This window comes from Erwinia persicina, assembly GCF_019844095.1.
Taxonomy (GTDB): Bacteria; Pseudomonadota; Gammaproteobacteria; order Enterobacterales; family Enterobacteriaceae; genus Erwinia; species Erwinia persicina.
This window is the reverse complement of sequence record NZ_CP082141.1, coordinates 3,481,529-3,505,802: the sequence shown is the minus strand read 5'-3', so window position 1 is coordinate 3,505,802 and position 24,274 is coordinate 3,481,529. Positions and strand designations below refer to the sequence as shown.

26 protein-coding genes and 1 other annotated feature are annotated in these 24,274 nt (G+C 54.1%); of the genes, 17 read left to right on the top strand and 9 right to left on the bottom strand.

Translation table 11 applies throughout. The features are described from left to right. Positions 1–185: 185 nt before the first annotated feature. The 4 genes from ykgO to K6L24_RS16160 form a co-directional block, all read right to left on the bottom strand. A complete protein-coding gene (gene ykgO / locus K6L24_RS16175) occupies positions 186–329 on the bottom strand; it encodes a type B 50S ribosomal protein L36 (RefSeq protein ID WP_222681648.1) in 144 nt (47 codons plus the stop codon). 9 nt (positions 330–338) lie between these two features. After that, positions 339–599, bottom strand: a complete 261-nt coding sequence (locus tag K6L24_RS16170; protein ID WP_062745010.1) for a type B 50S ribosomal protein L31 — start codon at positions 597–599, stop codon at positions 339–341. Positions 600–750: 151 nt separating this feature from the next. Continuing rightward, a complete protein-coding gene (gene acrB / locus K6L24_RS16165) occupies positions 751–3,903 on the bottom strand; it encodes a multidrug efflux RND transporter permease subunit AcrB (protein WP_137268734.1) in 3,153 nt (1,050 codons plus the stop codon). Positions 3,904–3,919: 16 nt separating this feature from the next. Beyond that, a complete protein-coding gene (locus tag K6L24_RS16160; RefSeq protein WP_118664523.1) occupies positions 3,920–5,119 on the bottom strand; it encodes an efflux RND transporter periplasmic adaptor subunit in 1,200 nt (399 codons plus the stop codon). 141 nt (positions 5,120–5,260) lie between these two features. Here K6L24_RS16160 and acrR point away from each other — a divergent pair, with 141 nt between their 5' ends. Continuing rightward, complete coding sequence (gene acrR / locus K6L24_RS16155) at positions 5,261–5,899, top strand: multidrug efflux transporter transcriptional repressor AcrR (protein ID WP_062745016.1); 639 nt, start codon at positions 5,261–5,263, stop codon at positions 5,897–5,899. A gap of 8 nt (positions 5,900–5,907) precedes the next feature. Here the strand turns inward: acrR and rsmS are convergent, their stop codons facing one another. From rsmS to priC, 3 genes are all read right to left on the bottom strand, one after another. Continuing rightward, positions 5,908–6,057, bottom strand: a complete 150-nt coding sequence (gene rsmS, locus K6L24_RS16150) for a pleiotropic regulatory protein RsmS (RefSeq protein WP_072277442.1) — start codon at positions 6,055–6,057, stop codon at positions 5,908–5,910. A gap of 36 nt (positions 6,058–6,093) precedes the next feature. Beyond that, entirely contained in the window at positions 6,094–6,339 is a 246-nt protein-coding gene (locus K6L24_RS16145; protein WP_062745019.1) for a GlsB/YeaQ/YmgE family stress response membrane protein, read from the bottom strand. Positions 6,340–6,408: 69 nt separating this feature from the next. After that, positions 6,409–6,945 (bottom strand): primosomal replication protein PriC, encoded by a 537-nt coding sequence (gene priC / locus K6L24_RS16140; protein ID WP_118664522.1) that lies wholly within the window; start codon positions 6,943–6,945, stop codon positions 6,409–6,411. A gap of 66 nt (positions 6,946–7,011) precedes the next feature. Between priC and K6L24_RS16135 the strand changes: the two genes are divergently transcribed. The 5 genes from K6L24_RS16135 to K6L24_RS16115 all read left to right on the top strand — a co-directional run bounded on the left by K6L24_RS16135 (position 7,012) and on the right by K6L24_RS16115 (position 11,612). Next, positions 7,012–7,389, top strand: coding sequence for a DUF454 family protein (locus tag K6L24_RS16135; protein WP_062745023.1), 378 nt, complete (start codon positions 7,012–7,014; stop codon positions 7,387–7,389). A 156-nt stretch (positions 7,390–7,545) separates the two neighbouring features. Continuing rightward, positions 7,546–8,097: an adenine phosphoribosyltransferase gene (gene apt / locus K6L24_RS16130; RefSeq protein ID WP_118664521.1), complete on the top strand. Its 552-nt coding sequence runs from the start codon at positions 7,546–7,548 to the stop codon at positions 8,095–8,097. A 179-nt stretch (positions 8,098–8,276) separates the two neighbouring features. Beyond that, on the top strand, positions 8,277–8,879 hold the full coding sequence (locus K6L24_RS16125) for an Ail/Lom family outer membrane beta-barrel protein (RefSeq protein ID WP_118664520.1): 603 nt from the start codon (positions 8,277–8,279) through the stop codon (positions 8,877–8,879). 407 nt (positions 8,880–9,286) lie between these two features. Beyond that, positions 9,287–11,230, top strand: coding sequence for a DNA polymerase III subunit gamma/tau (gene dnaX, locus K6L24_RS16120; protein WP_062745029.1), 1,944 nt, complete (start codon positions 9,287–9,289; stop codon positions 11,228–11,230). Further along, positions 10,569–10,630 (top strand) — a sequence feature (DnaX frameshifting element). It overlaps the preceding gene by 62 nt. A 52-nt stretch (positions 11,231–11,282) precedes the next feature. Beyond that, entirely contained in the window at positions 11,283–11,612 is a 330-nt protein-coding gene (locus K6L24_RS16115; protein ID WP_017799391.1) for a YbaB/EbfC family nucleoid-associated protein, read from the top strand. Positions 11,613–11,656: 44 nt separating this feature from the next. Here K6L24_RS16115 and K6L24_RS16110 read toward each other — a convergent pair whose 3' ends face one another. Next, the gene (locus K6L24_RS16110; protein WP_118664519.1) at positions 11,657–12,559 is read right to left on the bottom strand and encodes a LysR family transcriptional regulator; all 903 of its coding nucleotides are present in this window, start codon (positions 12,557–12,559) and stop codon (positions 11,657–11,659) included. 108 nt (positions 12,560–12,667) lie between these two features. Between K6L24_RS16110 and K6L24_RS16105 the strand changes: the two genes are divergently transcribed. The 4 genes from K6L24_RS16105 to htpG all read left to right on the top strand — a co-directional run bounded on the left by K6L24_RS16105 (position 12,668) and on the right by htpG (position 16,951). Further along, the gene (locus K6L24_RS16105; protein WP_062745033.1) at positions 12,668–13,537 is read left to right on the top strand and encodes a pirin family protein; all 870 of its coding nucleotides are present in this window, start codon (positions 12,668–12,670) and stop codon (positions 13,535–13,537) included. Positions 13,538–13,593: 56 nt separating this feature from the next. After that, complete coding sequence (locus K6L24_RS16100) at positions 13,594–14,271, top strand: isochorismatase family protein (RefSeq protein ID WP_191927269.1); 678 nt, start codon at positions 13,594–13,596, stop codon at positions 14,269–14,271. A 100-nt stretch (positions 14,272–14,371) separates the two neighbouring features. Continuing rightward, positions 14,372–14,977, top strand: a complete 606-nt coding sequence (recR, locus tag K6L24_RS16095) for a recombination mediator RecR (RefSeq protein WP_062745039.1) — start codon at positions 14,372–14,374, stop codon at positions 14,975–14,977. A 99-nt stretch (positions 14,978–15,076) separates the two neighbouring features. Next, on the top strand, positions 15,077–16,951 hold the full coding sequence (htpG, locus tag K6L24_RS16090; RefSeq protein WP_062745041.1) for a molecular chaperone HtpG: 1,875 nt from the start codon (positions 15,077–15,079) through the stop codon (positions 16,949–16,951). A 90-nt stretch (positions 16,952–17,041) separates the two neighbouring features. Here htpG and K6L24_RS16085 read toward each other — a convergent pair whose 3' ends face one another. After that, complete coding sequence (locus K6L24_RS16085; RefSeq protein ID WP_062745043.1) at positions 17,042–17,917, bottom strand: LysR substrate-binding domain-containing protein; 876 nt, start codon at positions 17,915–17,917, stop codon at positions 17,042–17,044. Between the two features lie 207 nt (positions 17,918–18,124). Between K6L24_RS16085 and K6L24_RS16080 the strand changes: the two genes are divergently transcribed. From K6L24_RS16080 to K6L24_RS16050, 7 genes are all read left to right on the top strand, one after another. Then, positions 18,125–18,829 (top strand): hypothetical protein, encoded by a 705-nt coding sequence (locus K6L24_RS16080; protein ID WP_062745046.1) that lies wholly within the window; start codon positions 18,125–18,127, stop codon positions 18,827–18,829. Between the two features lie 53 nt (positions 18,830–18,882). Then, positions 18,883–19,281: an NUDIX hydrolase gene (locus tag K6L24_RS16075; protein ID WP_062745050.1), complete on the top strand. Its 399-nt coding sequence runs from the start codon at positions 18,883–18,885 to the stop codon at positions 19,279–19,281. Next, positions 19,281–20,156, top strand: a complete 876-nt coding sequence (locus K6L24_RS16070; protein ID WP_062745053.1) for a DUF6024 family protein — start codon at positions 19,281–19,283, stop codon at positions 20,154–20,156. Before K6L24_RS16075 ends, K6L24_RS16070 begins: the two co-directional genes overlap by 1 nt. Beyond that, the gene (locus tag K6L24_RS16065) at positions 20,153–21,055 is read left to right on the top strand and encodes a DMT family transporter (protein ID WP_137268731.1); all 903 of its coding nucleotides are present in this window, start codon (positions 20,153–20,155) and stop codon (positions 21,053–21,055) included. The genes K6L24_RS16070 and K6L24_RS16065 overlap by 4 nt, the downstream gene beginning before the upstream one ends. A gap of 93 nt (positions 21,056–21,148) precedes the next feature. Continuing rightward, a complete protein-coding gene (adk, locus tag K6L24_RS16060) occupies positions 21,149–21,793 on the top strand; it encodes an adenylate kinase (protein WP_062745057.1) in 645 nt (214 codons plus the stop codon). Positions 21,794–21,911: 118 nt separating this feature from the next. Next, complete coding sequence (hemH, locus tag K6L24_RS16055; protein WP_062745061.1) at positions 21,912–22,871, top strand: ferrochelatase; 960 nt, start codon at positions 21,912–21,914, stop codon at positions 22,869–22,871. Between the two features lie 89 nt (positions 22,872–22,960). Next, positions 22,961–24,265, top strand: coding sequence for an inosine/guanosine kinase (locus K6L24_RS16050; RefSeq protein ID WP_062745064.1), 1,305 nt, complete (start codon positions 22,961–22,963; stop codon positions 24,263–24,265). The last annotated feature ends 9 nt before the right edge of the window (positions 24,266–24,274 follow it).

Genomic DNA, 24,274 nt, shown 5'->3' with positions numbered 1-24,274 from the left:
TTGATGTTTTTATCTTGGCTTAAAATGCCGGTAGCCGCAGCGAAATAAGGGTTGGCGTAATATGGTTTTCACTAACGCTCTGGAAGTATTAAGGATTGATAACGGTGAGGGGGATGTGGCAGAAAAAAGGCAAAAAAAGGGATAGCTTGTGCTATCCCTTTTACAGTCACCACCTGCGGGGGCGATCAGCGTTTTTTCCCCCCCATGCCCTGTACGGCTTTAAAGCGGGGGTTACTTTTACAAATAACAAAGACGCGGCCATGGCGGCGAACGATCTTACAATCTTTGTGGCGTTTTTTGGCCGAAGCCAGTGAGCTTAATACCTGCATGATGACTCCTTACTTTTTCATCGCGCCAAGAAAACCGCCGAAGCGCTGGCTGAAGCGTGCGGCGCTGCCTTCTTTAGCAAATTCTTTCTGTTTACCGGTGTAATAAACATGTGATGCAGAAGAGACGTCCAGCAGGACATACGGCATCTGTTTACCTTCATGTTCAATCGTGCGGTCAGTTTTGATGGTGGAACCCACCACAAAGTAAGCATCAGCTGTGGTGTCATGGAAAACTACCTGGCGGTATGCAGGATGAATGCCCTGTTTCATTATTGGCCTCAAGTGTAATGTTATACTATAACATTAGTATGCGCTGCTGATTGTTAAATTGCAACTTCAGAAGGGGGAGGAGGAAGGCAAATAAGCAAAAAAAAAGAGGCCACCCGAAGGTGGCCTCTTAATCACATCAACTCAGCGTTGATCAGTGATGATGGGTATCAACAGGATGGCTGTGTTCCAGCTCCTCTTTGTTCTTACTGAAGCGGCGGCGTACCACCACAAAGAACACAGGAACAAAGAAGATAGCCAGTACGGTTGCCGTCACCATACCGCCCATGACGCCAGTACCGACGGCGTTCTGAGCACCGGAACCGGCACCGCTACTGATTGCCAGCGGCAGAACACCGAGGATAAAGGCCAGAGAGGTCATCAGAATCGGACGTAAACGCATACGTACCGCATCCAGGGTAGCCTCAACCAGTCCTTTCCCTTCTTTTTCCATCAGGTCTTTAGCAAACTCGACGATCAGGATGGCGTTCTTCGCGGATAACCCTATGGTTGTCAGCAGCCCCACGACGAAGTAAACGTCATTGCTCAGTCCGCGCAGGGTGGTGAAGATCAGCGCACCGACCACACCCAACGGAACCACCAGCATAACCGAGAACGGAATCGACCAGCTTTCGTACAGTGCAGCCAGACACAGGAACACGACAATCAGCGAGATGGCATACAGTGCCGGAGCCTGATTACCCGACAAACGTTCCTGATACGACATCCCCGTCCAGTCATAACCAATACCGGTAGGTAGCTTCGAGGCCAGATCCTGCATCAGATCCATCGCTTCACCGGAGCTTTTACCCGGAGCCGGTTGTCCTAACAGCTCCATTGACGGCAGGCCGTTATAACGTTCCAGACGTGGCGAACCGTACACCCAGTTGGCAGACGCGAAGGCATCAAAAGAGACCATCTCGCCACTGGAAGAACGCACATACCAGTTACCGATATCGCCAGGCAGCATACGGTAAGGTGCATCACCCATCACGTACACTTTCTTCACACGGCCACGGTCAATGAAGTCATTGACGTAGGAGCCGCCCCAGGCCGCTGCCAGCGTGGTGTTGATATCAGACAGCGATACCCCCAGCGCCTGCGCTTTTTCCTGATCGATATTCAGTTTAAACTGAGGAGTATCTTCCAGACCGTTAGGGCGAACACCGACCAGCACGTCCGGATGTTGAGCAATCATACCCAGCAGCTGGTTACGCGCGGCAGTCAGTTGTTCATGGCCAAGGCCACCCTGATCGATCAGCTGGAAGTCGAAGCCGGTAGCCTGACCCAGTTCGACAATCGCTGGCAGGTTGAACGGGATGACCATCGCATCTTTAATCGCTGACAGTGCACCCATTGCCCGCCCGGCAATTGCCGGAACCTTATTATCCGCACCCGGACGTTCATCCCACGGCTTCAGGCTGACGAAGGCAAGACCGGTGTTCTGACCACGACCGGCAAAACCAAAGCCGTTAACTGTAAACACGGAGTTCACAGTGGCTTTTTCTTTTGTCAGATAGTAATCGGTCACCTGATCCAGCACCTTTTGAGTACGTTCCTGAGTGGCACCGGCAGGAAGCTGGGCCATGGTCAGGAACACACCCTGATCTTCTTCCGGCAGGAAGGAGGTCGGCAGGCGCAGGAACAGGAAGGCCATGCCCACGACAATCAGCAGGTAAATCACCAGGTAACGACCCGTACTGCGCACGATGTGGCCTACGCTGTCGGTGTAGTGATTGGTGCTCTTGTCAAACAGGCGGTTGAACCAGCCAAAGAAACCGGTTGTTTTACCGTGATCGCCTTTCGCAATCGGTTTCAGCATCGTGGCACACAGTGCCGGGGTCAGGATCAACGCAACCACCACTGACAGCACCATTGCCGAGACAATGGTAATCGAGAACTGACGGTAGATAACGCCGGTTGAACCCCCGAAGAAGGCCATCGGAATAAATACTGCCGACAGAACCAGAGCAATCCCCACCAGGGCGCCCTGAATCTGATCCATCGATTTACGGGTGGCTTCCTTCGGCGGCAGGCCCTCTTCGGCCATCACACGCTCGACGTTTTCCACTACCACGATGGCGTCATCCACCAACAGGCCGATGGCCAGCACCATCCCGAACATCGTCAGCGTGTTTATCGAATACCCGAAGGCGCTGATAATAGCAAAGGTCCCCAGCAATACCACCGGAACGGCAATCGTCGGGATCAGCGTTGCGCGGAAGTTTTGCAGGAACAGATACATCACCAGGAATACCAGTACGATGGCTTCCACCAGCGTTTTCACCACTTCGTTAATGGAAATTTTAACGAATGGTGTGGTGTCATACGGATAAACCACTTTCATCCCGGAAGGGAAGAATGGTTGCAGCTTGGTTAATTCTGCTTTTACTGCGGCCGCCGTGTCCAGCGCGTTAGCGCCGGTGGCCAGTTTGATCCCCAGACCGGAGGCCGGTTGTCCGTTATAACGGGCAATGATCTCGTAGTTTTCACCGCCCAGCTCAATATGTGCCACGTCGCTCAAACGAACGCGTGACCCATCGCTGTTAACCTTCAGCAGGATCTTGCCGAACTCCTCAGCCGAGGTCAGACGAGTCTGCGCAATAATCGAGGCATTAAGCTGTTGGCCCTGCACCGGTGGTGAGCCACCGAGCTGACCCGCTGCAACCTGGGCGTTCTGAGTATTAATGGCGCTGATAACATCAACAGGCGTCAGCGCGTAGTTGTTAAGCTTATGAGGATCCATCCAGATACGCATGGCGTACTGCGCACCGAACAGCTGGGTGTCACCGACGCCGGATACTCGACTGATAGGGTCTTTAATGTTCGACCCGACATAGTCGGAGAGATCGTTCTGCGTCATGGTGCCGTTGTCATTAATGAAGCCGGCGACCATCAGGAAGCTACTGGAGGATTTTTGAACTTTAATCCCCTGTTGTTGCACTTCCTGAGGCAGCAGCGGCATCGCCAGTTGCAGTTTGTTTTGCACCTGCACCTGGGCGATGTCAGCATCCGTACCCGACTCAAATGTCAGAGTCAGCTGCAGCGTCCCGGAGGAGTCGCTGCTTGAACCCATGTACATCAGGCCGTCGATGCCGTTCATATTTTGTTCGATAACCTGCGTGACGGAGTCCTGCAGCGTTTTCGCATCAGCACCTGGGTAGGTTGCTGTGATCTCAATGGCCGTTGGAGCAACGTTAGGATATTGCTCGATCGGCAGTTTAAGAATCGACAGCGCACCCGCCAACATAATGATGATGGCGATTACCCAGGCAAAGATGGGGCGATCGATAAAAAACTTAGCCATGTCTCAGTGGCTCCTGTTAAGACTTCGGTTGTTCAGACTTCGCCTGAGACTCGGTACCTGCTTTGGCGCTGTCATCGCTGACTTCCTGAGGCGTTACCGCTGCACCAGGTTTCACGCGTTGCAGACCGGTCACAATCACACGGTCGCCATCTTTAAGACCTTCCGTTACCAGCCACTTATCACCGAATGCCTGATCGGCTTTCAGCGTGCGGACTTCAACCTTGTTATCCGCGCCCACGACCATAGCGGTCGCCTGACCGGTTGGCGTACGGGTGACACCCTGCTGAGGAACCAGCAGTGCATTCGGATTGGTACCTTCATCGAGTCGGGCACGCACGAACATGCCAGGCAGGAGGCTGTGGTCCGGGTTAGGGAACACGGCACGCAGTGTGATGGAACCCGTGGTTTCATCCACGGTGACATCAGAGAATTCTAATGTTCCGCTCTGGGCGTATTCGCTACCATTCTGCATCAGGAGCTTAACTTGTGCTTTACCGTCAGTTTGCTGAAGCTTGCCGGCATTCAGCTCATTACGCAGGCGCATAAAGTCTTCGCTGGACTGAGTCACATCGACGTAGATCGGGTCCAGTTGCTGTACGGTTGCCAGGGCAGTGGTTTGCCCACTGGCCACTAACGCGCCTTCCGTCACCGAGGATTTACCAATGCGTCCGCTGATAGGCGAGGTCACGCGGGTATAGGCGAGGTTGATGCGTGCCGTTTCTACTGCGGCCTGAGCAACCTGGACGGCTGCCGCGGTCTGACCCTGGGTAGACATGGCGGTGTCATAGTCCTGCTGGCTGATGTACTTGGTGCCCAGCAGGGGCTTGTAGCGCTTAACGGTTAATGCAGCGATTTGCGCATTCGCCTGTGCCTGCGCCAGATCACCTTTCGCACTGTTATAGGATGCCTGATAGGTCGCCGGGTCGATCTGATACAAGGATTCGCCCGCCTTAATATCACTTCCTTCAACAAAGTTGCGTTTCAGAATAATGCCTGAGACCTGTGGGCGAACTTCTGCAATTCGGAACGATGAGGTACGACCTGGCAGGTCGGTAGTAATTTTAAGTGGGGCGCTTTTCAACGTTTTGATGCCCACTTCAGGTGCCTGTTGCTGCCCGGCCTGCTGCGAATCTTTGTTGTCACATCCCGCTAGCACTAAGCTTCCTGAAAGCATCAGAACGGCCGCCAGAGGCGTTAACCCTCTGTTTTTGTTCATAAATAAACCTCGAGTGTCCGATATCGATTGTTCAATGGATCACAAACCCATAAACCCATTGCTGCGTTTAAATTATGGTCGTGCTATGGTACATACATTCGGAAATGTATGTAAGTCTAACCCTTTGTAAATAACACCCTCATGGCACGAAATACCAAACAACAGGCGCAGGCAACGCGCAATCACATCATCGATGCAGCTATCGAGCGATTTTCTGAATATGGCGTTTCTAAAACGTCACTGGCTGATATTGCCTCAAGTGCTGGCGTGACGCGGGGTGCAATCTACTGGCATTTCAAAAATAAAACCGATTTACTCAATGAAATTTGGGCGCAGTCCGAATCCGGAATGGCGGACCTGGAGCTTGAGTATCAATCAAAATATCCTTCTGATCCACTTTCTGTGATGCGTGCTATGGTGCTGTATGTCCTTGACGCGACAGCCAGGGATCCAAGAAGACGTGCACTTATGGAAATTATTTACCACAAATGTGAGTTTGTTGGTGAAATGACCACCTTACAGCTGATGCAACAAAATCTCTATCTCGAATGTTACGAAAAGATAGAAGAAGTGCTGGCTCAGTGTATTGATGCAAAACAACTCCCCGAAAATCTGGACACGCGACGCGCGGCTATTGTGATGCGCGGTTATATCAGTGGCATCATGGAAAACTGGTTATTTATGCCAGAAAGCTTTGATCTGGCCGCTGATGCGCCACAGCTGGTGACGACCCTGATTGAGATGCTGGCTTTCTGTCCGACGCTGCGTAAGCCGTCTTAACGTCGCACTCAGGACGGTGTCTCCACTTTCTTTTCGAAATCCCGCTGTACGATCGCCAGCGCCGCCAGCACGGTTTCTGGTGCAATCTGATGTTCTTCCAACAGCATAATTAAGTCGACGGCAAGCTTCACTTCTTCCGGCGCGGTTTCCAGCGACATAAACGCTCCTGTATTTTTCCAGCACGCAATGCGTGGTCAGATTCGTAAAATTTTGATTACCGCGATCATTATCAGCGCACCTGCCAGTGCAATCAGCAGGGCGCGGGGATCAAGCGTGGACAGCGTACCGTAATTGATATAGGTACTGATATAGCCGCCAATCAGCGCACCCACAGCGGCCAGCACCAGTGTTGGCACGCCACCGCCCGGACGGCCAGGGAAGAAATAGCGGAAGACAAAGCCCACCATTAAACCGATAACCAGCCAGGAGATCAGGCCCATCGCATTGCTCCACTGAAAAAAGGGATGATAAGAGTATAGCCCCTCCGTCCGGCATAAGGGCAGCAGGGACTAGCCCTGGCGCTCACGATTTTCGATGCCGCGCTCAATCCGTTTTAGTGCCTGCAGACAGCGCTGCAATCTGCCTTCAAGCGCGGCGATTTCTCTCTGCAATTGCTGCTGCTGAGCCAGGGTCTCCTGTGCTGACAGCAGGCTCTCACGGTCGCCGATCATCGCGCGTAAGCGCCGTTCGAAATCCTGATGCTCGGCCAGTTTTTCGTACAAATTTTCTTTCACCGGCACGGTGCGGGGTTCATTGTTGCGCAGCTTTTGCGTCGCCAGCTCGCGCTGCAGCGCACTCATTTGCAATACCACGCGCTCGGCCATCCACGCCACGCGCTCGGTACGATTATCCTTCACGCTTTGCTTAAGCTGCTCAAATGTCTGACGCACTTCCAGCAGGTAATCACCGAGTCGGGTGGTATGGCAATGAAACAGCTGCCTGTCGAAGCGCGCCTGTGCGGTTCGCTTGTTGGCATGGGGCTCCACGGCCTGCGCAAGCTGTTCCAGCTGGATATCGAGTTGTTGCAGTAAACCTGCGCTTTTCATCTTGTTCTCCCGGGCAGAAATGCGCGCTATGATACCCTGATTCTGAGGCATTTTACCGGGCGAGCCATGCAACGTTACATACTTATTGTTTTAGGCTGGATTGCCGTGGTGCTGGCCACACTGGGCGTGGTGCTGCCGCTACTACCCACGACGCCTTTTCTCTTGCTGGCTGCCTGGTGTTTTGCCCGTTCGTCGCCGCGCTTTCACCACTGGCTGCTGCATCGTTCCATCTTCGGACGCTATCTGCGTCACTGGCAGCAGCACCGGGCAATGCCGCCAGGGGCGAAGGGCAGGGCGATCCTGTTTATTCTTGTGACATTTGCGTTTTCGCTGTGGATGGTCAAGATCCTTTGGGTACGCCTGCTGCTGCTGGTTATCCTCGGCTGCCTGCTGATCTTTATGATCCGTTTGCCGGTGGTTGATGAAGGGCAAGAAAAACCGTGATTTTGCTAAACGCGGTTGCAATTGTCCGGCGCTTTGCATAGATTTGGTCGTTTTCGTGCGCGGCTTCCCCTCAACGTCTGAATTTCACCCGGTAATATGGCCGTCGCGTGAAATGAAGCTGCGCGAGTCAGATTTGTATTTACCAGGCATAACATTATGACCGCGACTGCGCAGCAGCTTGAATTGATTAAAAACAGTATCAAAAGCATCCCGGATTATCCTAAACCGGGCATTCTCTTTCGTGATGTCACCAGCCTGCTGGAAGATCCGAAGGCGTTTGCACTGAGCATTGAACTGTTGGTTGAACGCTATCGTGACGCTGGCATCACCAAAGTGGTGGGCACCGAAGCGCGTGGTTTCCTGTTTGGTGCACCCGTGGCACTTGGGCTGGGTGTGGGGTTTGTTCCGGTACGTAAACCGGGCAAGCTGCCGCGTAAAACCTTTGCGGAAACCTACGAGCTGGAGTACGGCACCGATACGCTGGAACTGCACTGTGATGCGATTCAGCCCGGCGACGTGGTGCTGGTGATCGATGATCTGCTGGCCACGGGCGGGACCATCGAAGCGACCGTGAAACTGATCCGCCGTGCGGGTGGCAGTGTTCAACATGCCGCTTTCATCATTAACCTGTTCGATCTGACGGGGGAATCTCGCCTGGAAGCGCTGGGTATCGAAAGTTACAGCCTGGTGAACTTCCCCGGTCACTAAGGTTTTGGGGGCAGACCGATCTGCCCCTGCCATTATTTCCCCCGTCCTCCCTCTACTGCCTAAAATGCCTTCCTTCACGCTTCGGCACAAAAAGCAGCGATGTCTCTATCCCTCTCATTAAACTGACCCGTTAAATACCGTCATGCAGCACACTGAAATAGCGATTAAGGACAATCGGGATGAAGACAGTCGCCACTACATTGATTGCATTTTCCCTGATAGCAGGGAGCAAAGCGGCGCTCGCAGACCAGAGCAGCGTGCCCCCTGATTATCACTATCAGGCCGGGAGTGACAGCGGAAAGCACACTTTTACCCTGGGTTATGCGCAAAGCCACGTGAAGCGTTTTAAAGATATGAAAGGGTTCAATTTTAAATATCACTATGAAATTCCTGAACTTCCTCTCAGTGCTGTGGCATCGCTGACATGGATGAACACGCGGGGAAGTCAGTCTCAGCATTTTGATGAAACAGCGGAGGAGGATCATCATCGTGTACGTTACTATTCCCTTATGGTGGGGCCAGCATATCGCGTAGCCACATGGGCCAGTATCTATTTACTGGCAGGGGCCGGTTGGGAGAGCAGTTCTAACAAAAACGAATATTATTCTCCTTCAGGCGATCGTTCCGGCCACTATAAAGTGTTCGATGCGCGTTTTGCGTGGGGCACAGGGATGCAGTTCAACCTGATTGATAATGTTGTGCTGGATGTCGGTTATCAAGCCGGACACGTGCAGAAAACATCCAGTAATGGATTTACTGTCGGGGTAGGGTATCAGTTTTGATTTTCGGACCACGACTCCCCGTTGCACCCTGAGCGCTGCCTCTGCCGACGCAGCCCTTTTTATCCTTTTCTCCATCACGACCGCCCGCCCCTGGCCCCAGAGATGATGTGTTTACTCCCTGTTTTATCGTTTGAATTTCACTTAAACCGGGTAAAGACGTCTGCAAAAAGGAGGGCGGGGTAGGGTGCTGATTTTTTGCTCTTATAAAAGAAAAAGGGATGAACCCGGTCGGGAAAATAATGCATGCTTCAGCATGGCGGTAAGAAGGCCTTCTGTTATAGTACCCTTCCTAAATCTGCTTAACTGCCGTTGATACGGTTGATTTTGCCGATACTCGTCAACAGGCTAAACTGCGGTTTCTCACTGTTTAGGTTAATAAGCTATTAAAAAACAATGATGAAGTCTTAATGAGCTATCAGGTACTGGCCCGCAAGTGGCGTCCACAAGCATTTACTGATGTCGTCGGTCAGCAACATGTTCTCACCGCGCTGGCTAACGGTTTGTCCCTTGGCCGCATCCATCACGCCTATCTGTTTTCCGGCACACGTGGCGTCGGGAAAACCACCATTGCCCGGTTGCTGGCAAAGGGGTTGAACTGTGAAACTGGCATTACCGCTACCCCCTGTGGGCAGTGCGACAACTGCAGGGAAATTGAGCAGGGCCGCTTTGTTGATCTGATAGAAATCGATGCGGCTTCCCGAACCAAAGTGGAAGACACGCGCGACCTGCTGGATAACGTGCAGTACGCGCCGGCACGCGGTCGTTTCAAGGTTTACCTTATCGATGAAGTCCATATGCTCTCGCGTCACAGCTTTAATGCGCTGTTAAAAACGCTTGAAGAGCCCCCGGAGCACGTTAAATTTCTGCTTGCCACCACCGACCCCCAAAAATTACCGGTCACCATTTTATCGCGTTGTCTGCAGTTCCATCTGAAAGCCCTTGATCAGGAACAGATTCGCGGCCAGCTGGAACATGTCTTACAGGCTGAACAGATTGGCGCGGAGAGCCGCGCGCTGCAACTGCTGGCCCGTGCCGCGGATGGCAGTATGCGTGATGCCCTGAGCCTGGCCGATCAGGCGATCGCGATGGGACAGGGGCAGGTCACGACGGCCACCGTCAACGATATGCTGGGTACGCTTGATGATGAACAGCCGCTGGCATTGATTGAGGCACTGGTTCATGCCGATGGTAACCAGGTGATGGCGCTGCTCAGTCAGGCCGCCTCACGCGGCGTGGAGTGGGAAGCACTGCTGGTGGAAATGTTGACGTTGCTGCACCGTGTGGCGATGATCCAACTGCTGCCTTCTGCTTTGGGCGACGATATGGCCGCTATCGAACAGCGCTTGCGTGAGCTGGCGCGGGTATTGCCGCCAGCCGATGTCCAGCTCTATTACCAGACGCTACTGGTGGGGCGGAAAGAACTGCCGCTGGCACCGGACCGCCGCATGGGCGTGGAAATGACGCTGCTGCGCGCGCTGGCCTTTCATCCCAAAGCCGTTATCGCCGATCCGGTCGCACGTCCGACCATGACGTTGCAGGCGCCGGCAGAGGCTGCCGCGCCAGCACAGAACAGCGCACCGGTAGCGCATAGTGCATCCTCACCGCCACCGGCACAGGAATCTCCCCCTCCTCAGGGGTTATCCGGTGCCACCAGTCAGCTCCTGCAGGCGCGAACGCAACTGATGCGCCATCAGGGGGCGAGTAAGCCAAAAAAGAGTGAGCCGGCAGCGCAGGGTGCGCGGCCGGCGAGTTCGGCCCTGGAACGGCTTGCTGCAGTGACCGAACGTGGACAGCAACGCCTGCAACAGGCCGCAGCCGAAGCCGTCCCGGTAAAGGAAGAGGCGTATCGCTGGAAAGCGCAAAACCCAGCTGAAGTGAAAATTGCGCCGGTGGCTACGCCAAAAGCGCTTCGCACGGCCTTAGAGCATGAGAAAAACCCTGAGCTGATGGCCAAACTGGTGGCAGAGTCGCAGGCGCGCGATCCCTGGGCTGCGGAAATCGCGGCGCTGACGATGCCAAAACTGGTGCAGCAGCTGGCGCTAAACGCCTGGAAGGAGCAGACCGCGAACGGTATCTGTCTCCATCTGCGCACCAGCCAGCGTCATCTCAATTCCCCTTCGGCGCAAAAAGCGTTGGGGGAAGCCTTGAATGCGGCTGCCGGGCACCCCATTGAATTAAGTGTGGTGGAGGATGATAATCCTGCTGTGCTGACACCGCTGGAATGGCGGCAAAAAATTTATGAAGAGAAACTGGCGCAAGCGCGTCAGTCGATTATCTCAGATACGCATATTCAGACGCTGCGTCGGTTTTTCGATGCCGACGTGGACGAAGAAAGTATCCGACCTGTTTAACCCGCCGTATCGCAGTTACGTTGATGCGGCCTGAGCTGAAGAGAGAGAACTTATGTTTGGTAAAGCCGGATTGGGCAACCTGATGAAACAGGCCCAGCAAATGCAGGACAAAATGGCCCAGGTGCAGGAAGAGATTGCTGCGATGGAAGTAACCGGTGAATCCGGTGCCGGGCTGGTTAAAGTCACCATCAACGGTGCGCATAACTGCCGTCGCGTGGAAGTCGACCCAAGCCTGCTGGAAGATGACAAAGACATGCTGGAAGATCTGGTGGCTGCGGCTTTCAACGATGCAGCGCGCCGTGTGGCTGAAACGCAGAAAGAGAAAATGGCTGCGGTATCAAGTGGTATGCAGCTCCCACCTGGCTTCAAGATGCCATTCTGATAGCAGACCAGAGGCGATGCGTTGTGTCGCCTCTGGTAATTTTTCTATTCCACCATTGCCGCATAATTTTCCGCCAGAAAATCAATCAGTGCTCTTACCGCCGGTAACTGACCGCGCCGGGAGGGGAACACCACATGAATACTCTCGGGCCTGGTATGCCATTCAGGTAGCAGGGGAACCAGACTGCCGTTTTCCAACTGTTCTTCTAACACTAACCTCGGTAACTGCACCACACCTACTCCCGCCAGCGCGGCTGTGCGCAATGAGGCCATATCGGTGGTGACAAACCGCGGCTGGTGGAACAGCGTCACCTCTTGCTGATTAGGCCCGTATAAAAACCAGCGGTACGTTTGCTGGGGCCTGCCAACGGCGAGGCTCGGCCACTGCTGCAAGTCCATGGGCAGAGTGGGCATGCCGTGCAGTCTGACCAATGCCGGGCTCGCGACCAGGCACATAGGGCGCGTGCCCAGTTTACGCATCACCAGCTCACTATCTTCCAGCGGCAGAGGGCGTACACGGATCGCCAAATCGACGTTTTCGTTCAGCACATCCACACGACGGTTCGTCTCTTCAAGCTGAACGCTGGTCAGCGGGTACATCATCATAAAACGCGCCAGCATCGGCCCGATATGGGCGTGCAGCAGTGCGACAGGGCAGGTCAGCCGGATAAGCCCTCGCGGCTCGACCCGGAGTGTATCAATCGCTTCCTGGGCGGCTTCTGCTTCAATGATCATCGCCTTACAGTGTCGGTAATAAATCTGACCGGCCTCCGTCACGGTGAAACTTCGCGTTGAGCGCTGTAACAGGCGTGTCTCCAGCCCCTCTTCCAGCAGCGCAATGCGACGGCTTAGTCGCGACTTCGGTATGCCAATCGCACGGCTTGCCGGGGAAAAACCGCCATGATCCACCACCTGTACGAAATACCACAGGTCATTTAAATCCTGCATACGTATTGTCCTGTTGATAGAACGCTGAGTCCAGATTGACACTCTACCGGATTGTTTGTCTTGCGCATAAGATCACTCACATCGAAACAGGTCGTCTGGAGAAAAATCATGAAATCTATTATCGCTGTTCATTCTGCTCCTGCCTCTCATTGGGTCGGTGACGGTTTTCCGGTGCGGTCGATGTTTTCCTACTCAACAATGGCTCGTCAGCTTAGCCCATTTTTACTGATGGATTATGCCGGACCTGCAGTGTTCAGCGCCGGGCATAAAACACCGCGTGGCGTCGGTCAACACCCACATCGCGGTTTTGAAACCGTCACCATCGTGTACGCGGGAGAAGTAGCTCACCGCGATAATACGGGCAAGGGTGGCGTTATCGGCCCCGGCGATGTGCAGTGGATGACTGCGGGCAGTGGCATTTTGCATGAAGAGTTCCACTCGCCTGCCTTTAGCGCAGCGGGTGGCACGCTGGAAATGGTGCAGTTATGGGTCAATTTACCGGCAAAAGATAAGATGACCGCGCCGCGTTATCAGCCCATTACAGACAGTGATATCCCTGTGGTGGCCTTACCTGACCATGCCGGAAAGGTACGCGTGATAGCAGGGTCAATGGCGGGAAAAAATGGCCCCGCCCAGACCTTCACACCGATGCATATCTGGGACGTGCGGCTCAATGCGCATGCTCAAACGCACCTGGACGTACCGGAAGGTTGGAATACCGCCCTGATGGTGCTGAAAGGGACGGTACAGGTTAACGGTGAAGAGGTGGTCCGTGAGGCCCAGCTAGTGGTGATGGATGCCAAAGGTGACAGTGTGCAAATAGAAGCAAACAACGATGCGGTTGTACTGTTGCTGAGTGGCGAGCCCATTGATGAACCTGTGGTCGGTTATGGCCCGTTTGTGATGAACACGGATGAAGGCATTCGCCAGGCAATTGATGATTTTAATCAGGGTCGTTTTGGCGACGCTATTCAGTAAGACAGAACGGCTATCATGCGGATAGCCGGAACGCTTTAATTAACAGGAGCACGAAGATGATGCCAGCAAACTTTAATGGGCAAAAACCGATGATCGACGTTGATGACGCCGTGATGTTATTAATCGACCACCAAAGCGGTTTGTTTCAGTTGGTGCATGATATGCCGATGCCGACATTGCGTGGACATGTGACGATGCTTGCCAAAATGGCAACGATGGCTAACATCCCGGTAATTACTACGGCTTCCGTGCCACAGGGACCAAATGGTCCGCTGATCCCGGAGATCCATCAGTATGCACCTCATGCGCAGTACGTTGCCCGTAAGGGCGAGATCAACGCATGGGATAACGCTGAGTTTGTCGCTGCGGTTAAAGCTACGGGACGAAAAACCCTGATCATTGCTGGTACGGTTACCAGCGTCTGTATGGCTTTCCCGGCCATTAGCGCGGTAGCCGAAGGTTTTAAAGTCTTCGCGGTGATCGACGCATCAGGGACCTACTCGAAGATGGCGCAGGAAATTACCCTTGCACGGGTCGTGCAGGCGGGTGTGGTTCCACTGGATACGGCCGCCGTCGCGGGCGAAATTCAGGGTAGCTGGAACCGCACTGATGCGATGGACTGGGCGGCACTGTGGCCTGCGGTCTTTACGGAATATGGGCTGCTGGCGGAAAGCTATCAAAAAGCCCAGGACGTGGTCAGCCACCATGAAACGCTCGATTCTGAACGTCGCTGATTAATGCTTCCCCGGATAAGTCCGGGGAATATCTTTTTCTATGCTCGTCCGCAGGGCAGATGTTAGGCTATAGCCCCCTCTTATTTCAGAAGTCTGAGCAATGCAAACCAGCCCTTTACTTACCGCCCTTATGGAATCTCTGCGCTGCCTGCCAGGCGTTGGACCAAAATCAGCGCAGCGTATGGCCTTCCAGCTGTTGCAGCGTGACCGCAGCGGCGGGATGCGCCTGGCGCAGGCACTGACGCGCGCGATGTCGGAAATTGGGCACTGCTCTGATTGCCGTACCTTTACCGAGCAGGACATTTGCACTATCTGCGCCAATCCGCGACGTCAAGAGAACGGGCTGATCTGTGTTGTAGAAAGTCCGGCAGATATCCATGCGGTTGAACAGACCGGGCAATTTTCTGGCCGTTACTTCGTGCTGATGGGGCATCTGTCACCGCTGGATGGCATTGGACCAAACGATATCGGCCTTGATCGTCTGGAGCAGCGACTCGAGAAAGAGAAGATTGTCGAAGTGATCCTCGCCACTAATCCCACCGTAGAAGGTGAGGCCACCGCCAACTATATTGCCAGCCTGTGTGAACAGTATGGCATTGAAGCCAGCCGCATTGCCCACGGTGTGCCGGTAGGGGGCGAACTTGAAATGGTGGACGGTACCACACTGTCGCACTCGCTGGCCGGACGTCAAAAGTTTAAATTCTGAACAATCAGCGGCACGAGCCCTTCGTGCCGTCTTGAAATCTTTTTTGTTACCCCCATTTAATACCTCAACGTTCATCATCTGTTTTTAGTTGAGGTAGCAATGACCATGAAAGGACAAGAGACACGTGGCTTCCAGTCAGAGGTAAAACAGCTTCTGCACCTGATGATCCACTCACTCTATTCAAATAAAGAAATCTTCCTGCGTGAGCTGATCTCTAACGCCTCAGATGCTGCTGATAAGCTGCGCTTTCGTGCGTTATCCACGCCGGACCTTTACGAAGGCGACGGCGATCTTCGCGTCCGGGTTTCCGTTGACAAGGAAAAGCGTACCCTGACCCTGAGTGATAACGGCATCGGGATGCGTCGTGACGAAGTGATAGAAAACCTGGGGACGATTGCCAAATCCGGGACGAAATCTTTCCTGGAATCACTGGGCTCCGACCAGGCGAAAGACAGCCAACTGATTGGACAGTTCGGTGTGGGCTTCTACTCGGCGTTTATCGTCGCGGATAAAGTGTCTGTGCGCACCCGTGCTGCAGGCGCTGCGGCGTCTGAGGGGGTATTCTGGGAGTCTGCCGGTGAAGGTGAATACACCATTGCCGATATTGAAAAAGCCGATCGTGGCACTGAAATTACCCTGCATCTGCGCGAAGGCGAAGACGAATTCCTCGACGCCTGGCGCGTGCGCAGCATCATCAGTAAATACTCTGACCATATTGCGCTGCCGGTAGAGATCGAAACCCACAACGAAGAAGACAACACCACCACGTGGGAAAAGATCAACAAAGCGCAGGCGCTGTGGACGCGCAACAAGTCTGACATCAGCGAAGACGAGTACAAAGAATTTTACAAGCACGTTGCCCATGATTTTACCGATCCGCTGACGTGGAGCCATAACCGCGTAGAAGGTAAGCAGGAGTACACCAGCCTGCTGTACATCCCGGCCCAGGCCCCGTGGGATATGTGGAATCGTGACCACAAGCATGGTCTGAAACTGTACGTACAGCGGGTGTTCATCATGGACGACGCGGAACAGTTTATGCCGAACTACCTGCGTTTCGTAAAAGGTCTGATCGATTCAAACGATCTGCCGCTGAACGTTTCGCGTGAGATCCTGCAGGACAGCCGTATTACCCAAAGCCTGCGTGGAGCGCTGACTAAGCGTTCCCTGCAGATGCTGGAAAAAGTGGCTAAGGATGACGAAGCAAAATATCAGTCATTCTGGCAGCAGTTTGGCCTGGTCCTGAAAGAAGGTCCGGCAGAAGACAGCAGCAACGCGGAAACCATTGCAAAACTGCTGCGTTTCGCCAGCACCAGCAGCGAAGGCCCGGCGCAAACCGTGTCGCTGGAAGACTATGTCAGCCGTATGGTGGAAGGTCAGGAGAAGATTTACTACATCACGGCCGACAGCTATGCCGCCGCGAAAAGCAGCCCGCACCTGGAGCTGTTCCGTAAGAAAGGTATCGAGGTTCTGCTGCTCTCCGACCGCATCGACGAATGGATGATGAGCTACCTGACCGAATTTGACGGGAAAAGCTTCCAGTCTGTCAGCAAAGCCGATGATGCGTTGAGCAAACTGGCGGATGAAGAAACCGAAGAGCAGAAAGAAGCGGAAAAAGCGCTGGAGCCGTTCGTAGAGCGAGTGAAAACGCTATTGGGTGAGCGCGTCAAGGAAGTGCGTCTGACGCACCGTCTGACCGATACGCCTGCAATTGTCACTACCGAAGCGAACGAAATGACCACCCAGATGGCGAAGCTGTTTGCTGCGGCGGGTCAGGACGTGCCTGAAGTCAAATACCTGTTTGAACTGAACCCGGACCATGCGCTGGTGAAACGTGCCGCTGATACCCAGGACGAAGCCCGCTTCGCCGAATGGATCGAGCTGCTGCTCGAACAGGCGCTGCTGGCAGAAAAAGGGTCGCTGGACGACCCGAATCAGTTTATTCGCCGTATGAACCAGCTGCTGCTGGGTTAACACCGCAGGGCGAACCGTCTGTTCCGGTTCGCCCGCCACGAGAGCAGCATGCCAGCACGGGGCAACCGTAAAAGGGGCCCCGTGCTGTTATTATCCCGCAATCGATGCCTCTTCTAACAGCCAGCGTCTGAAAAGCTCAATCTCCGTTTCCTCTTTACGTGCCGCTTTCACCATCATCCATGTCGCGCGATCCACTTCAGCAAACCCCAGCGGGGCGATCAGCGATCCCTCACGGATCTCTTTTTTTACCAGGATCTGCGGCGTCATAATAATTCCCATCCCATTACGGGCCGCCTGTATGGCCAGCGTCAGATTGTCGAAATGTCGACCCGCCCAGAAGTCCCCCTTTGCTCCGGTTTTTTTTGCCCATTCCGCCCACGCATGCAGCTTGGTGTCGGCATGTAACAGCGGCAGGGTGGAAAAATCCGTTTCATAGGTAAAGCGGTTGCTGAACTTCGGGGCACAGACCGGGCCGATATAGTCAACGGTAATCAGCGTAGCGGCAATATCTTCCTGTACAGACTGCTCATGGCTGACGATCAGCACATCCGTATGCTCGCTGCGCACTCGCTCTATATCGACATGGGTCTGAAAGGTGAGGGCAATTTCACTGTGGCGTTCGGTAAAGCGGCTGATACGCGGGATAAGCCACTGTGCCAGAAAGCTGGGGGCGCAGGAGACGCTCAGACTGTGCAGGTTGCTCGCACGGATTTTTTCGCAGGTCACTTCAATCTCGCTGAAGGTCTGCATACAGCATACCTTCAGGCGTTCACCGTCGGGGGTAAGCTGCACGCGCCCGTTGATGCGTAAAAACAGCGGCTTGCCCAGCCACTCCTCTAACTGCTTGATTTGATGACTGACGGCGCTGTGCGTAACACTCAGCGACTGTGCCGCCAGGCTGAAGCTTTGGTGCAGCGCTGCCTGATGAAAATAACGCAGCGCGCGCAGGGAAGGGAGGCCAGACATAATCATACCTTGTTAGAAAAACTAACAGAGAGTGTCTGTTTTTATCATTTTCAAGTCCAGCGTAATTTCCCTACTCTGACTGGCAGGTCGGGGTCGTGTCCTGTCAGCCACCAGCATACACCCCCTTCTGGTTTCTCTCGTTGCACAGCCGTATTTTCCCCTTGTCAGCCGACGATTACATTCAACATCTATGCGAAGGAAAGGAAAATGACCAATCAGCATTCTGTAAAAACACAGCTTGTTATGTTCACCGGAGGTCGTGATAGCACGCTGGCAGCATGTTATCTGATGTTACAAGGTATTCCCGTGCACCTCTGGTCTGGTAACAGCGGATGTTCACTGCACCGGGGTATTTTATCTCATCGTGTTGATGAGCTGAAAAGCCGGTTTGGTGACCTTGTGGTCGCCCATACCATTGCCGATATCAGCGGCGCTTTTCGCTCCATCGCCATCGAGCACCTGGAAAGTGACATTCTGAAATATCGCAAAAACCTGGTACTGCTGGGAGAGAAACTGGCGATCCACGCCCATCTGGTGGATTTCTGCCACCGCAACGACATCAATACCATCAACGATGGCATCACCCATTATCAGATGGAGTTTCCGGAACAGCGTCAGGTGGCCAAGACGTTTCTGATGGAGATGATGGCCCGATACGATATCAATTATCAGTCACCCATTTATGAGTTTGCCCAGTCGGCAGACGATGTGAAGTACCGCCTTCTGCAACTGGGGATCTCCACCAAGTCTCTGGAAGGCATCAGCATCTTTGCCGACAGCTTCTCAACGCCGAACGATGAGGTGATCCTCGCCTATCTGCATGACAAAGCCCCGCTGGCGCACAATATTGTGCGTTTCCTGTCGGGTGAGACCCTGATGACGCCTGTGCTGAAAGCCAGCGCGGCAGCCTGAATCTGACTGTCAGAGGTGGCGTAACCAGGGGGTTACGCCACCCGGAGCCTGAGATGAAAATAATCGTTAAATGTGCAGCCATTATTATTTATCAGCGTTCGCTCTTGCTGACCCGCAAACGCGGCACCGGAATTTTCATTTCTCCAGGCGGTAAGCCGCGGGTGGGGGAAGACCATCTGAGCTGCCTGAAGCGTGAGCTACAGGAGGAACTGGGCGTGCAGATTAACAGCTTCCGACCGTTTGGCCTGTTTCATGGCAAGGCGGAATTCGAAGCGATGGCCATTGAAAACCACGTCTACCATGTAGAAATCGCCGGCCAGCCGCGTGCCGGCAGCGAGATAGAAGAGATTGCGTGGGTGAACTACCGCCAGCCTCCTTGTGAAATCGCGGTCGGCTCGATCTTCCGCGATAACGTTATGCCACTGCTTTACCAGCAAGAGTTGATCAACTAATGGACGCATCTTCACTTTCCCCCCAGTTACAACAGGTCCACGGCGATCGGTTTTATAAGCGAGTTGCTATGCTGAAAGACGAACTCCGGGAAGAACTGACCCGCATCTACCAGCTGGAAGAGTACGATCTGTTTTTCGTCCAGTCAGTACGCGTCGGACTGGTGATCCTGTCCCACCTCTTTCATAAGCAGGAGACCACGCTCTGTCTGGCAAAACATGCGCATTATCAGCCGATCACTGCGCTTTTCAGTCCGCCGGCTTCCCATTATACCGGGCCTGGTAGCGTGCCGATCATTACCCACGTTAATCCCTATACCGGTGAAGTCAACAGCCTGAAAGACAGCAAAGGCAAAGGGGTTGTCGATGCCTCCCACAGTTTTGCGACTAACCGCCATCGCGAACTCATTGCTGACAGTTCCATCTTTGTTGCTCCTCTGCACAAACATGCCTCGCTGACCATCGGACTGGCGGTCATTGCCCTGCGTCCGGAGGATTTCAGTACTCTGATGCGTAGTGAACTGCGGTTGTTTGAAGAATCAACGTCATCGGCCAAACCGCTGATAGAAGCGCTGGATAACGTGCGTAGTCCGGGCTGGCAGCCTTATAACGTGGCGAAGGTCGGAGCGGTAGCGTTGAAGGATGTCGCCGGCATGGACTTTACTTCCATCAGTGCCGCAGATTTACCCTTTAGTTGTTTTCCGGTGCCGGCCCTTAGCGAGGGGTTACAGCAGCAGGTGAAAGCGGCAGAAGCCTGCTATTTTCCGCATGCCAGCACCCTGCGCATCTCTTGCTGGGTGCGGGGCGACGGCAGTAAATCGGTGGACATGACGCAGCAGGTTGAACAGAAGCTTTGCACCCTGTGGGAGGAAAAATGAAAAGTCGCTTTGCTGTGAATGGCAATATGATTGGCCTGCTGGGCGGGGTGATCCTCAGCACCGACTCCGTATTTATCCGTATGATGGGGATCGAAAACTCGTGGCTGATCGTGATGCTGCGTGGCTTCTGTATGTGGGGCGTCTGTCTATTGATGTGGGCTGTCTGGCGACAGAGTCGCTCCACGCTGGGTATGCCCTGGCTGACCAAAGACAACGTCCTGTCGGTGCTGTTTTTTTGCATCGCTTCCGCCTGCTTCGTTAACGCGCTGAACCGGGGCAACGTTGCCACCGTTCTGGTCATCATCTCTTCAACGCCGTTTATCTCCGCAATGATCAGCCGCCTGTTCTTTAAAGTGACTATCGACCGCGGCGTGATGCTGGCCTCGCTGGCGGGGATCGTTGGCGTGGTGATTGTGATGTCAGGGCGCGGCCTTGGCCATAGTGGTATTGCCAATGTTTATGCGCTGGGCACGGCCGTATCGATGGCGCTGGCGTTTATCTTTACCTCCCGTGTCAGCGGCGGCACAGCGGGATTACCCTCACTGGGGGCGGTATTGGCCTCGGTGTTAATCGTACTCTGGCCCGGCGCCAATATGGCAGATAGTCTGAAAGTGTTGTCCGCCGCGCAATATGGCTGGGTGATTGCGGAAGGGGCGCTGATTATGCCGCTGGCCATGGGTTTAATCACCTTATCCACGCGTTTTGTCTCACCGGCCAATGCCGGACTGTTTTTACTGCTTGAAACGGCCCTGGCCCCCTTGTGGATGTACCTTTTTATGGACGAAGTGCCTACAATTCATGCAGTTATTGGCGGTGCGGTTATCATCATTGCGGTAATTTCTCAGTCCCTTTATGTTCGTCGTCAGGGGGCGCTGCAAGGCTATGCGGATGCAGGTTAACCGCGCCCTTCCTTGTGGATAGCGGGCCAAAATGGTATGTTCTTGCGCTCAGATAAAGTGATCAATTAAGCGATTCGCAAGGGGATTTACGCAATGCGTATTATTCTGCTCGGAGCTCCGGGTGCAGGTAAAGGGACTCAGGCTCAGTTCATTATGGAGAAATACGGTATTCCGCAAATCTCCACGGGTGACATGTTACGCGCCGCGGTTAAAGCCGGTTCGGAACTGGGTCAGAAAGCCAAACAGATTATGGATGATGGTAAACTGGTGACCGACGAGCTGGTCATTGCGCTGGTTAAAGAGCGTATTGCTCAGGAAGACTGCCGTAATGGTTTCCTGCTGGACGGTTTCCCACGCACCATTCCTCAGGCTGATGCCATGAAGGAAGCGGGCATTAAAGTGGACTACGTGCTGGAATTCGCCGTACCTGATGAACTGATCGTGGATCGTATCGTGGGCCGCCGGGTTCATGCGCCATCCGGTCGTGTGTACCACGTCACCTACAATCCACCGAAAGTGGAAGGTAAAGATGACGTGACCGGTGAAGAACTGACCATCCGCAAAGACGATCAGGAAGCGACCGTACGTAAACGTCTGGTGGAATACCACGAGATGACCGCACCGCTGATTGCTTACTACAGCAAAGAAGCGGACGCCGGTAACACCGCGTACCACAAAATTGACGGCACCCGTAAAGTGACTGAAGTCAGCGGCGAGCTGGCTAAAATCCTCGGTTAATGCCGCTGAGCCAGGGTTCCCCCCTGGCTCAATTGCAGCAATTGGTTTTTCCCCCGCTTTTTTCCGCTAGAATAAGTCTCGTTTTCATCCCCCGACGATGCCGTAAAAAGGAATAACAATGAGGCAAGATAAGCCTGGCGTATTACTGGTTAACTTAGGCACACCTGATGCCCCAACGACACCTGCCGTAAAACGTTACCTTAAACAGTTCCTTAGCGATAAACGCGTGGTCGATTCCCCGCGCTGGCTATGGTGGCCAATCCTGAATCTTGGGATCCTTCCGATCCGCTCTCCTCGCGTGGCGAAGCTGTACGCCTCCGTATGGATGGATGATGGCTCTCCGCTACTGGTCTTCAGCAAGCGTCAGCGCAATGCGCTGGCTGCCAGACTGGATATGCCGGTAGAGCTGGGGATGAGCTACGGTAATCCAAGCCTGAAAAGCGCCATCGACAGCCTGATGCAGCAGGGCGTAACGCGGTTGATTGTGCTGCCGCTTTATCCGCAGTTTTCCTGCTCGACGGTGGCCGCGGTATGGGACGGCATCACCGAGGTCTTTGCCGGTTATCGCAGCCTGCCCTCTGTGCACTTTATCCGCGACTATGCAGAGCACCCGGCCTACATTGCCGCGCTGAAAGCGTCGGTGGAGCGATCCTTTGCGCAGCATGGCAAGCCCGACCTGCTGGTCACCTCTTTCCACGGTATCCCGCAGCGTTTTGCCAATGAAGGCGACGACTATCCGCAGCGCTGCTACGACACCTTTAACGCGCTGACCGCATCACTGGGGCTGGGCAGCAGCGAAGCCATGCTGACCTTCCAGTCGCGCTTCGGTCGTGAGCCGTGGTTGATGCCTTATACCGATGAAACCATGAAATCACTGCCTGCTAAAGGCGTGAAGCACGTGCAGATTATGAGCCCGGGCTTTTCCTCTGACTGCCTGGAAACCCTGGAGGAGATCAATGGAGAGAACCGTGAAATCTTCCTGCATGCAGGCGGCACGCGTTTTGAGTACATCCCGGCGCTGAATGATGATGACGCTCATGTCGCGATGATGCAGGAGCTGGTGAACCAGTACCGCTAAAATCATGGGGCATCTGTTGTCCCATGATCGTCACAGAGCGCAATTGTTGCTATGATTGCGCTCTGATCCCCCTCTTGTAGTCTGCAATTATGAAATTCCCCGGTAAACGTAAATCCAAACACTATTTCCCCGTCAGCGCCCGTGACCCCCTGCTGCAGCCGGTTCAGCCGGAAAATGATGCTGCAAACAGCTGGATTGTCGGTATCGACCAGATCCTGGTCGACATTGAGGCAAAGGTGGATGACGACTTTGTGGCGCGTTATGGTCTGAGTCTCGGCCACTCGCTGGTGATTGAAGATGACGTTGCCGAGGCGCTTTATGCTGAGTTGGTTGCCCATAATCTGATCACCCACCAGTTTGCCGGAGGTACCATCGGCAATACGTTGCACAATTATTCGGTTCTGGCTGATGACCGTTCAGTGCTGCTGGGCGTGATGTGCAATAACGTCCAGATTGGCGGCTACGCATACCGTTACCTGTGTAATACCTCCAGCCGCACCGACCTGAACTATCTGCAGGGTGTGGACGGCGCCATAGGCCGCTGTTTTACCCTGATTGGCGATAACGGTGAGCGCACCTTCGCTATCAGTCCGGGGATGATGAACCAGTTGCATCCACAGAGTATTCCGGAAGAAGTTATTGCCGGGGCCTCAGCGCTGGTACTGACTTCGTATCTGGTGCGCTGTAAGCCGGGCGAGCCGATGCCGGCGGCCACCATGCAGGCTATCCAGTGGGCGAAGAAGCATAACGTCCCGGTGGTGCTGACGCTGGGTACCAAATACGTCATTGCAGACAATCCGCAGTTCTGGCGTGACTTCCTGCGCGAGCACGTCTCTGTGGTGGCGATGAACGAAGATGAAGCGTTTGAGCTGACCGGTGAGCAGGACCCGCTGCAGGCGGCAAATATTGCCCTCGACTGGGTGGACCTGGTACTTTGTACGGCCGGCCCCAATGGCCTGTATATGGCTGCCTTTACCGAGGAATCCGGCAAGCGCACCACGCAGCATCCTTTATTGCCGGGGGCGATCCCTGAGTTCAACCAGTACGAGTTCAGCCGTGCTATGCGTCATCAGGACTGCACCCAGCCCCTGCGTATTTTTTCCCATATCGCACCCTATATGGGCGGCCCGGAGAAAATCATGAATACAAATGGGGCAGGGGATGGCGCGCTGGCGGCGCTGCTGCACGATATTACGGCCAATAACTTCCACCGCTCCAATGTGCCGAACTCGAGTAAGCATGCGCGCAATTATCTGACCTACTCCTCGCTGGCGCAGGTATGTAAATATGCTAATCGCGTGAGCTATCAGGTATTAAATCAGCATTCGCCGCGTCTGACGCGCGGGTTACCGGAGCGGGAAGACAGCCTGGAAGAGTCTTACTGGGAGCGGTAAGAGGCAGAA

Bases quoted from the DNA above. Each gene is read 5' to 3' on its own strand.
- rsmS (WP_072277442.1), bottom strand. From the start codon at position 6,057: ATGTCGCTGGAAACCGCGCCGGAAGAAGTGAAGCTTGCCGTCGACTTA.
- K6L24_RS16070 (WP_062745053.1), top strand. From the start codon at position 19,281: ATGGACGCATCTTCACTTTCCCCCCAGTTACAACAGGTCCACGGCGAT.
- priC (WP_118664522.1), bottom strand. From the start codon at position 6,945: ATGAAAAGCGCAGGTTTACTGCAACAACTCGATATCCAGCTGGAACAG.
- K6L24_RS16065 (WP_137268731.1), top strand. From the start codon at position 20,153: ATGAAAAGTCGCTTTGCTGTGAATGGCAATATGATTGGCCTGCTGGGC.
- acrB (WP_137268734.1), bottom strand. From the start codon at position 3,903: ATGGCTAAGTTTTTTATCGATCGCCCCATCTTTGCCTGGGTAATCGCC.
- K6L24_RS16085 (WP_062745043.1), bottom strand. From the start codon at position 17,917: ATGTCTGGCCTCCCTTCCCTGCGCGCGCTGCGTTATTTTCATCAGGCA.
- K6L24_RS16050 (WP_062745064.1), top strand. From the start codon at position 22,961: ATGAAATTCCCCGGTAAACGTAAATCCAAACACTATTTCCCCGTCAGC.
- K6L24_RS16100 (WP_191927269.1), top strand. From the start codon at position 13,594: ATGATGCCAGCAAACTTTAATGGGCAAAAACCGATGATCGACGTTGAT.
- ykgO (WP_222681648.1), bottom strand. From the start codon at position 329: ATGCAGGTATTAAGCTCACTGGCTTCGGCCAAAAAACGCCACAAAGAT.
- K6L24_RS16160 (WP_118664523.1), bottom strand. From the start codon at position 5,119: ATGAACAAAAACAGAGGGTTAACGCCTCTGGCGGCCGTTCTGATGCTT.
- K6L24_RS16105 (WP_062745033.1), top strand. From the start codon at position 12,668: ATGAAATCTATTATCGCTGTTCATTCTGCTCCTGCCTCTCATTGGGTC.
- adk (WP_062745057.1), top strand. From the start codon at position 21,149: ATGCGTATTATTCTGCTCGGAGCTCCGGGTGCAGGTAAAGGGACTCAG.
- dnaX (WP_062745029.1), top strand. From the start codon at position 9,287: ATGAGCTATCAGGTACTGGCCCGCAAGTGGCGTCCACAAGCATTTACT.
- hemH (WP_062745061.1), top strand. From the start codon at position 21,912: ATGAGGCAAGATAAGCCTGGCGTATTACTGGTTAACTTAGGCACACCT.
- apt (WP_118664521.1), top strand. From the start codon at position 7,546: ATGACCGCGACTGCGCAGCAGCTTGAATTGATTAAAAACAGTATCAAA.
- K6L24_RS16110 (WP_118664519.1), bottom strand. From the start codon at position 12,559: ATGCAGGATTTAAATGACCTGTGGTATTTCGTACAGGTGGTGGATCAT.
- K6L24_RS16135 (WP_062745023.1), top strand. From the start codon at position 7,012: ATGCAACGTTACATACTTATTGTTTTAGGCTGGATTGCCGTGGTGCTG.
- recR (WP_062745039.1), top strand. From the start codon at position 14,372: ATGCAAACCAGCCCTTTACTTACCGCCCTTATGGAATCTCTGCGCTGC.
- K6L24_RS16075 (WP_062745050.1), top strand. From the start codon at position 18,883: ATGAAAATAATCGTTAAATGTGCAGCCATTATTATTTATCAGCGTTCG.
- K6L24_RS16080 (WP_062745046.1), top strand. From the start codon at position 18,125: ATGACCAATCAGCATTCTGTAAAAACACAGCTTGTTATGTTCACCGGA.
- K6L24_RS16125 (WP_118664520.1), top strand. From the start codon at position 8,277: ATGAAGACAGTCGCCACTACATTGATTGCATTTTCCCTGATAGCAGGG.
- K6L24_RS16145 (WP_062745019.1), bottom strand. From the start codon at position 6,339: ATGGGCCTGATCTCCTGGCTGGTTATCGGTTTAATGGTGGGCTTTGTC.
- K6L24_RS16170 (WP_062745010.1), bottom strand. From the start codon at position 599: ATGAAACAGGGCATTCATCCTGCATACCGCCAGGTAGTTTTCCATGAC.
- htpG (WP_062745041.1), top strand. From the start codon at position 15,077: ATGACCATGAAAGGACAAGAGACACGTGGCTTCCAGTCAGAGGTAAAA.
- acrR (WP_062745016.1), top strand. From the start codon at position 5,261: ATGGCACGAAATACCAAACAACAGGCGCAGGCAACGCGCAATCACATC.
- K6L24_RS16115 (WP_017799391.1), top strand. From the start codon at position 11,283: ATGTTTGGTAAAGCCGGATTGGGCAACCTGATGAAACAGGCCCAGCAA.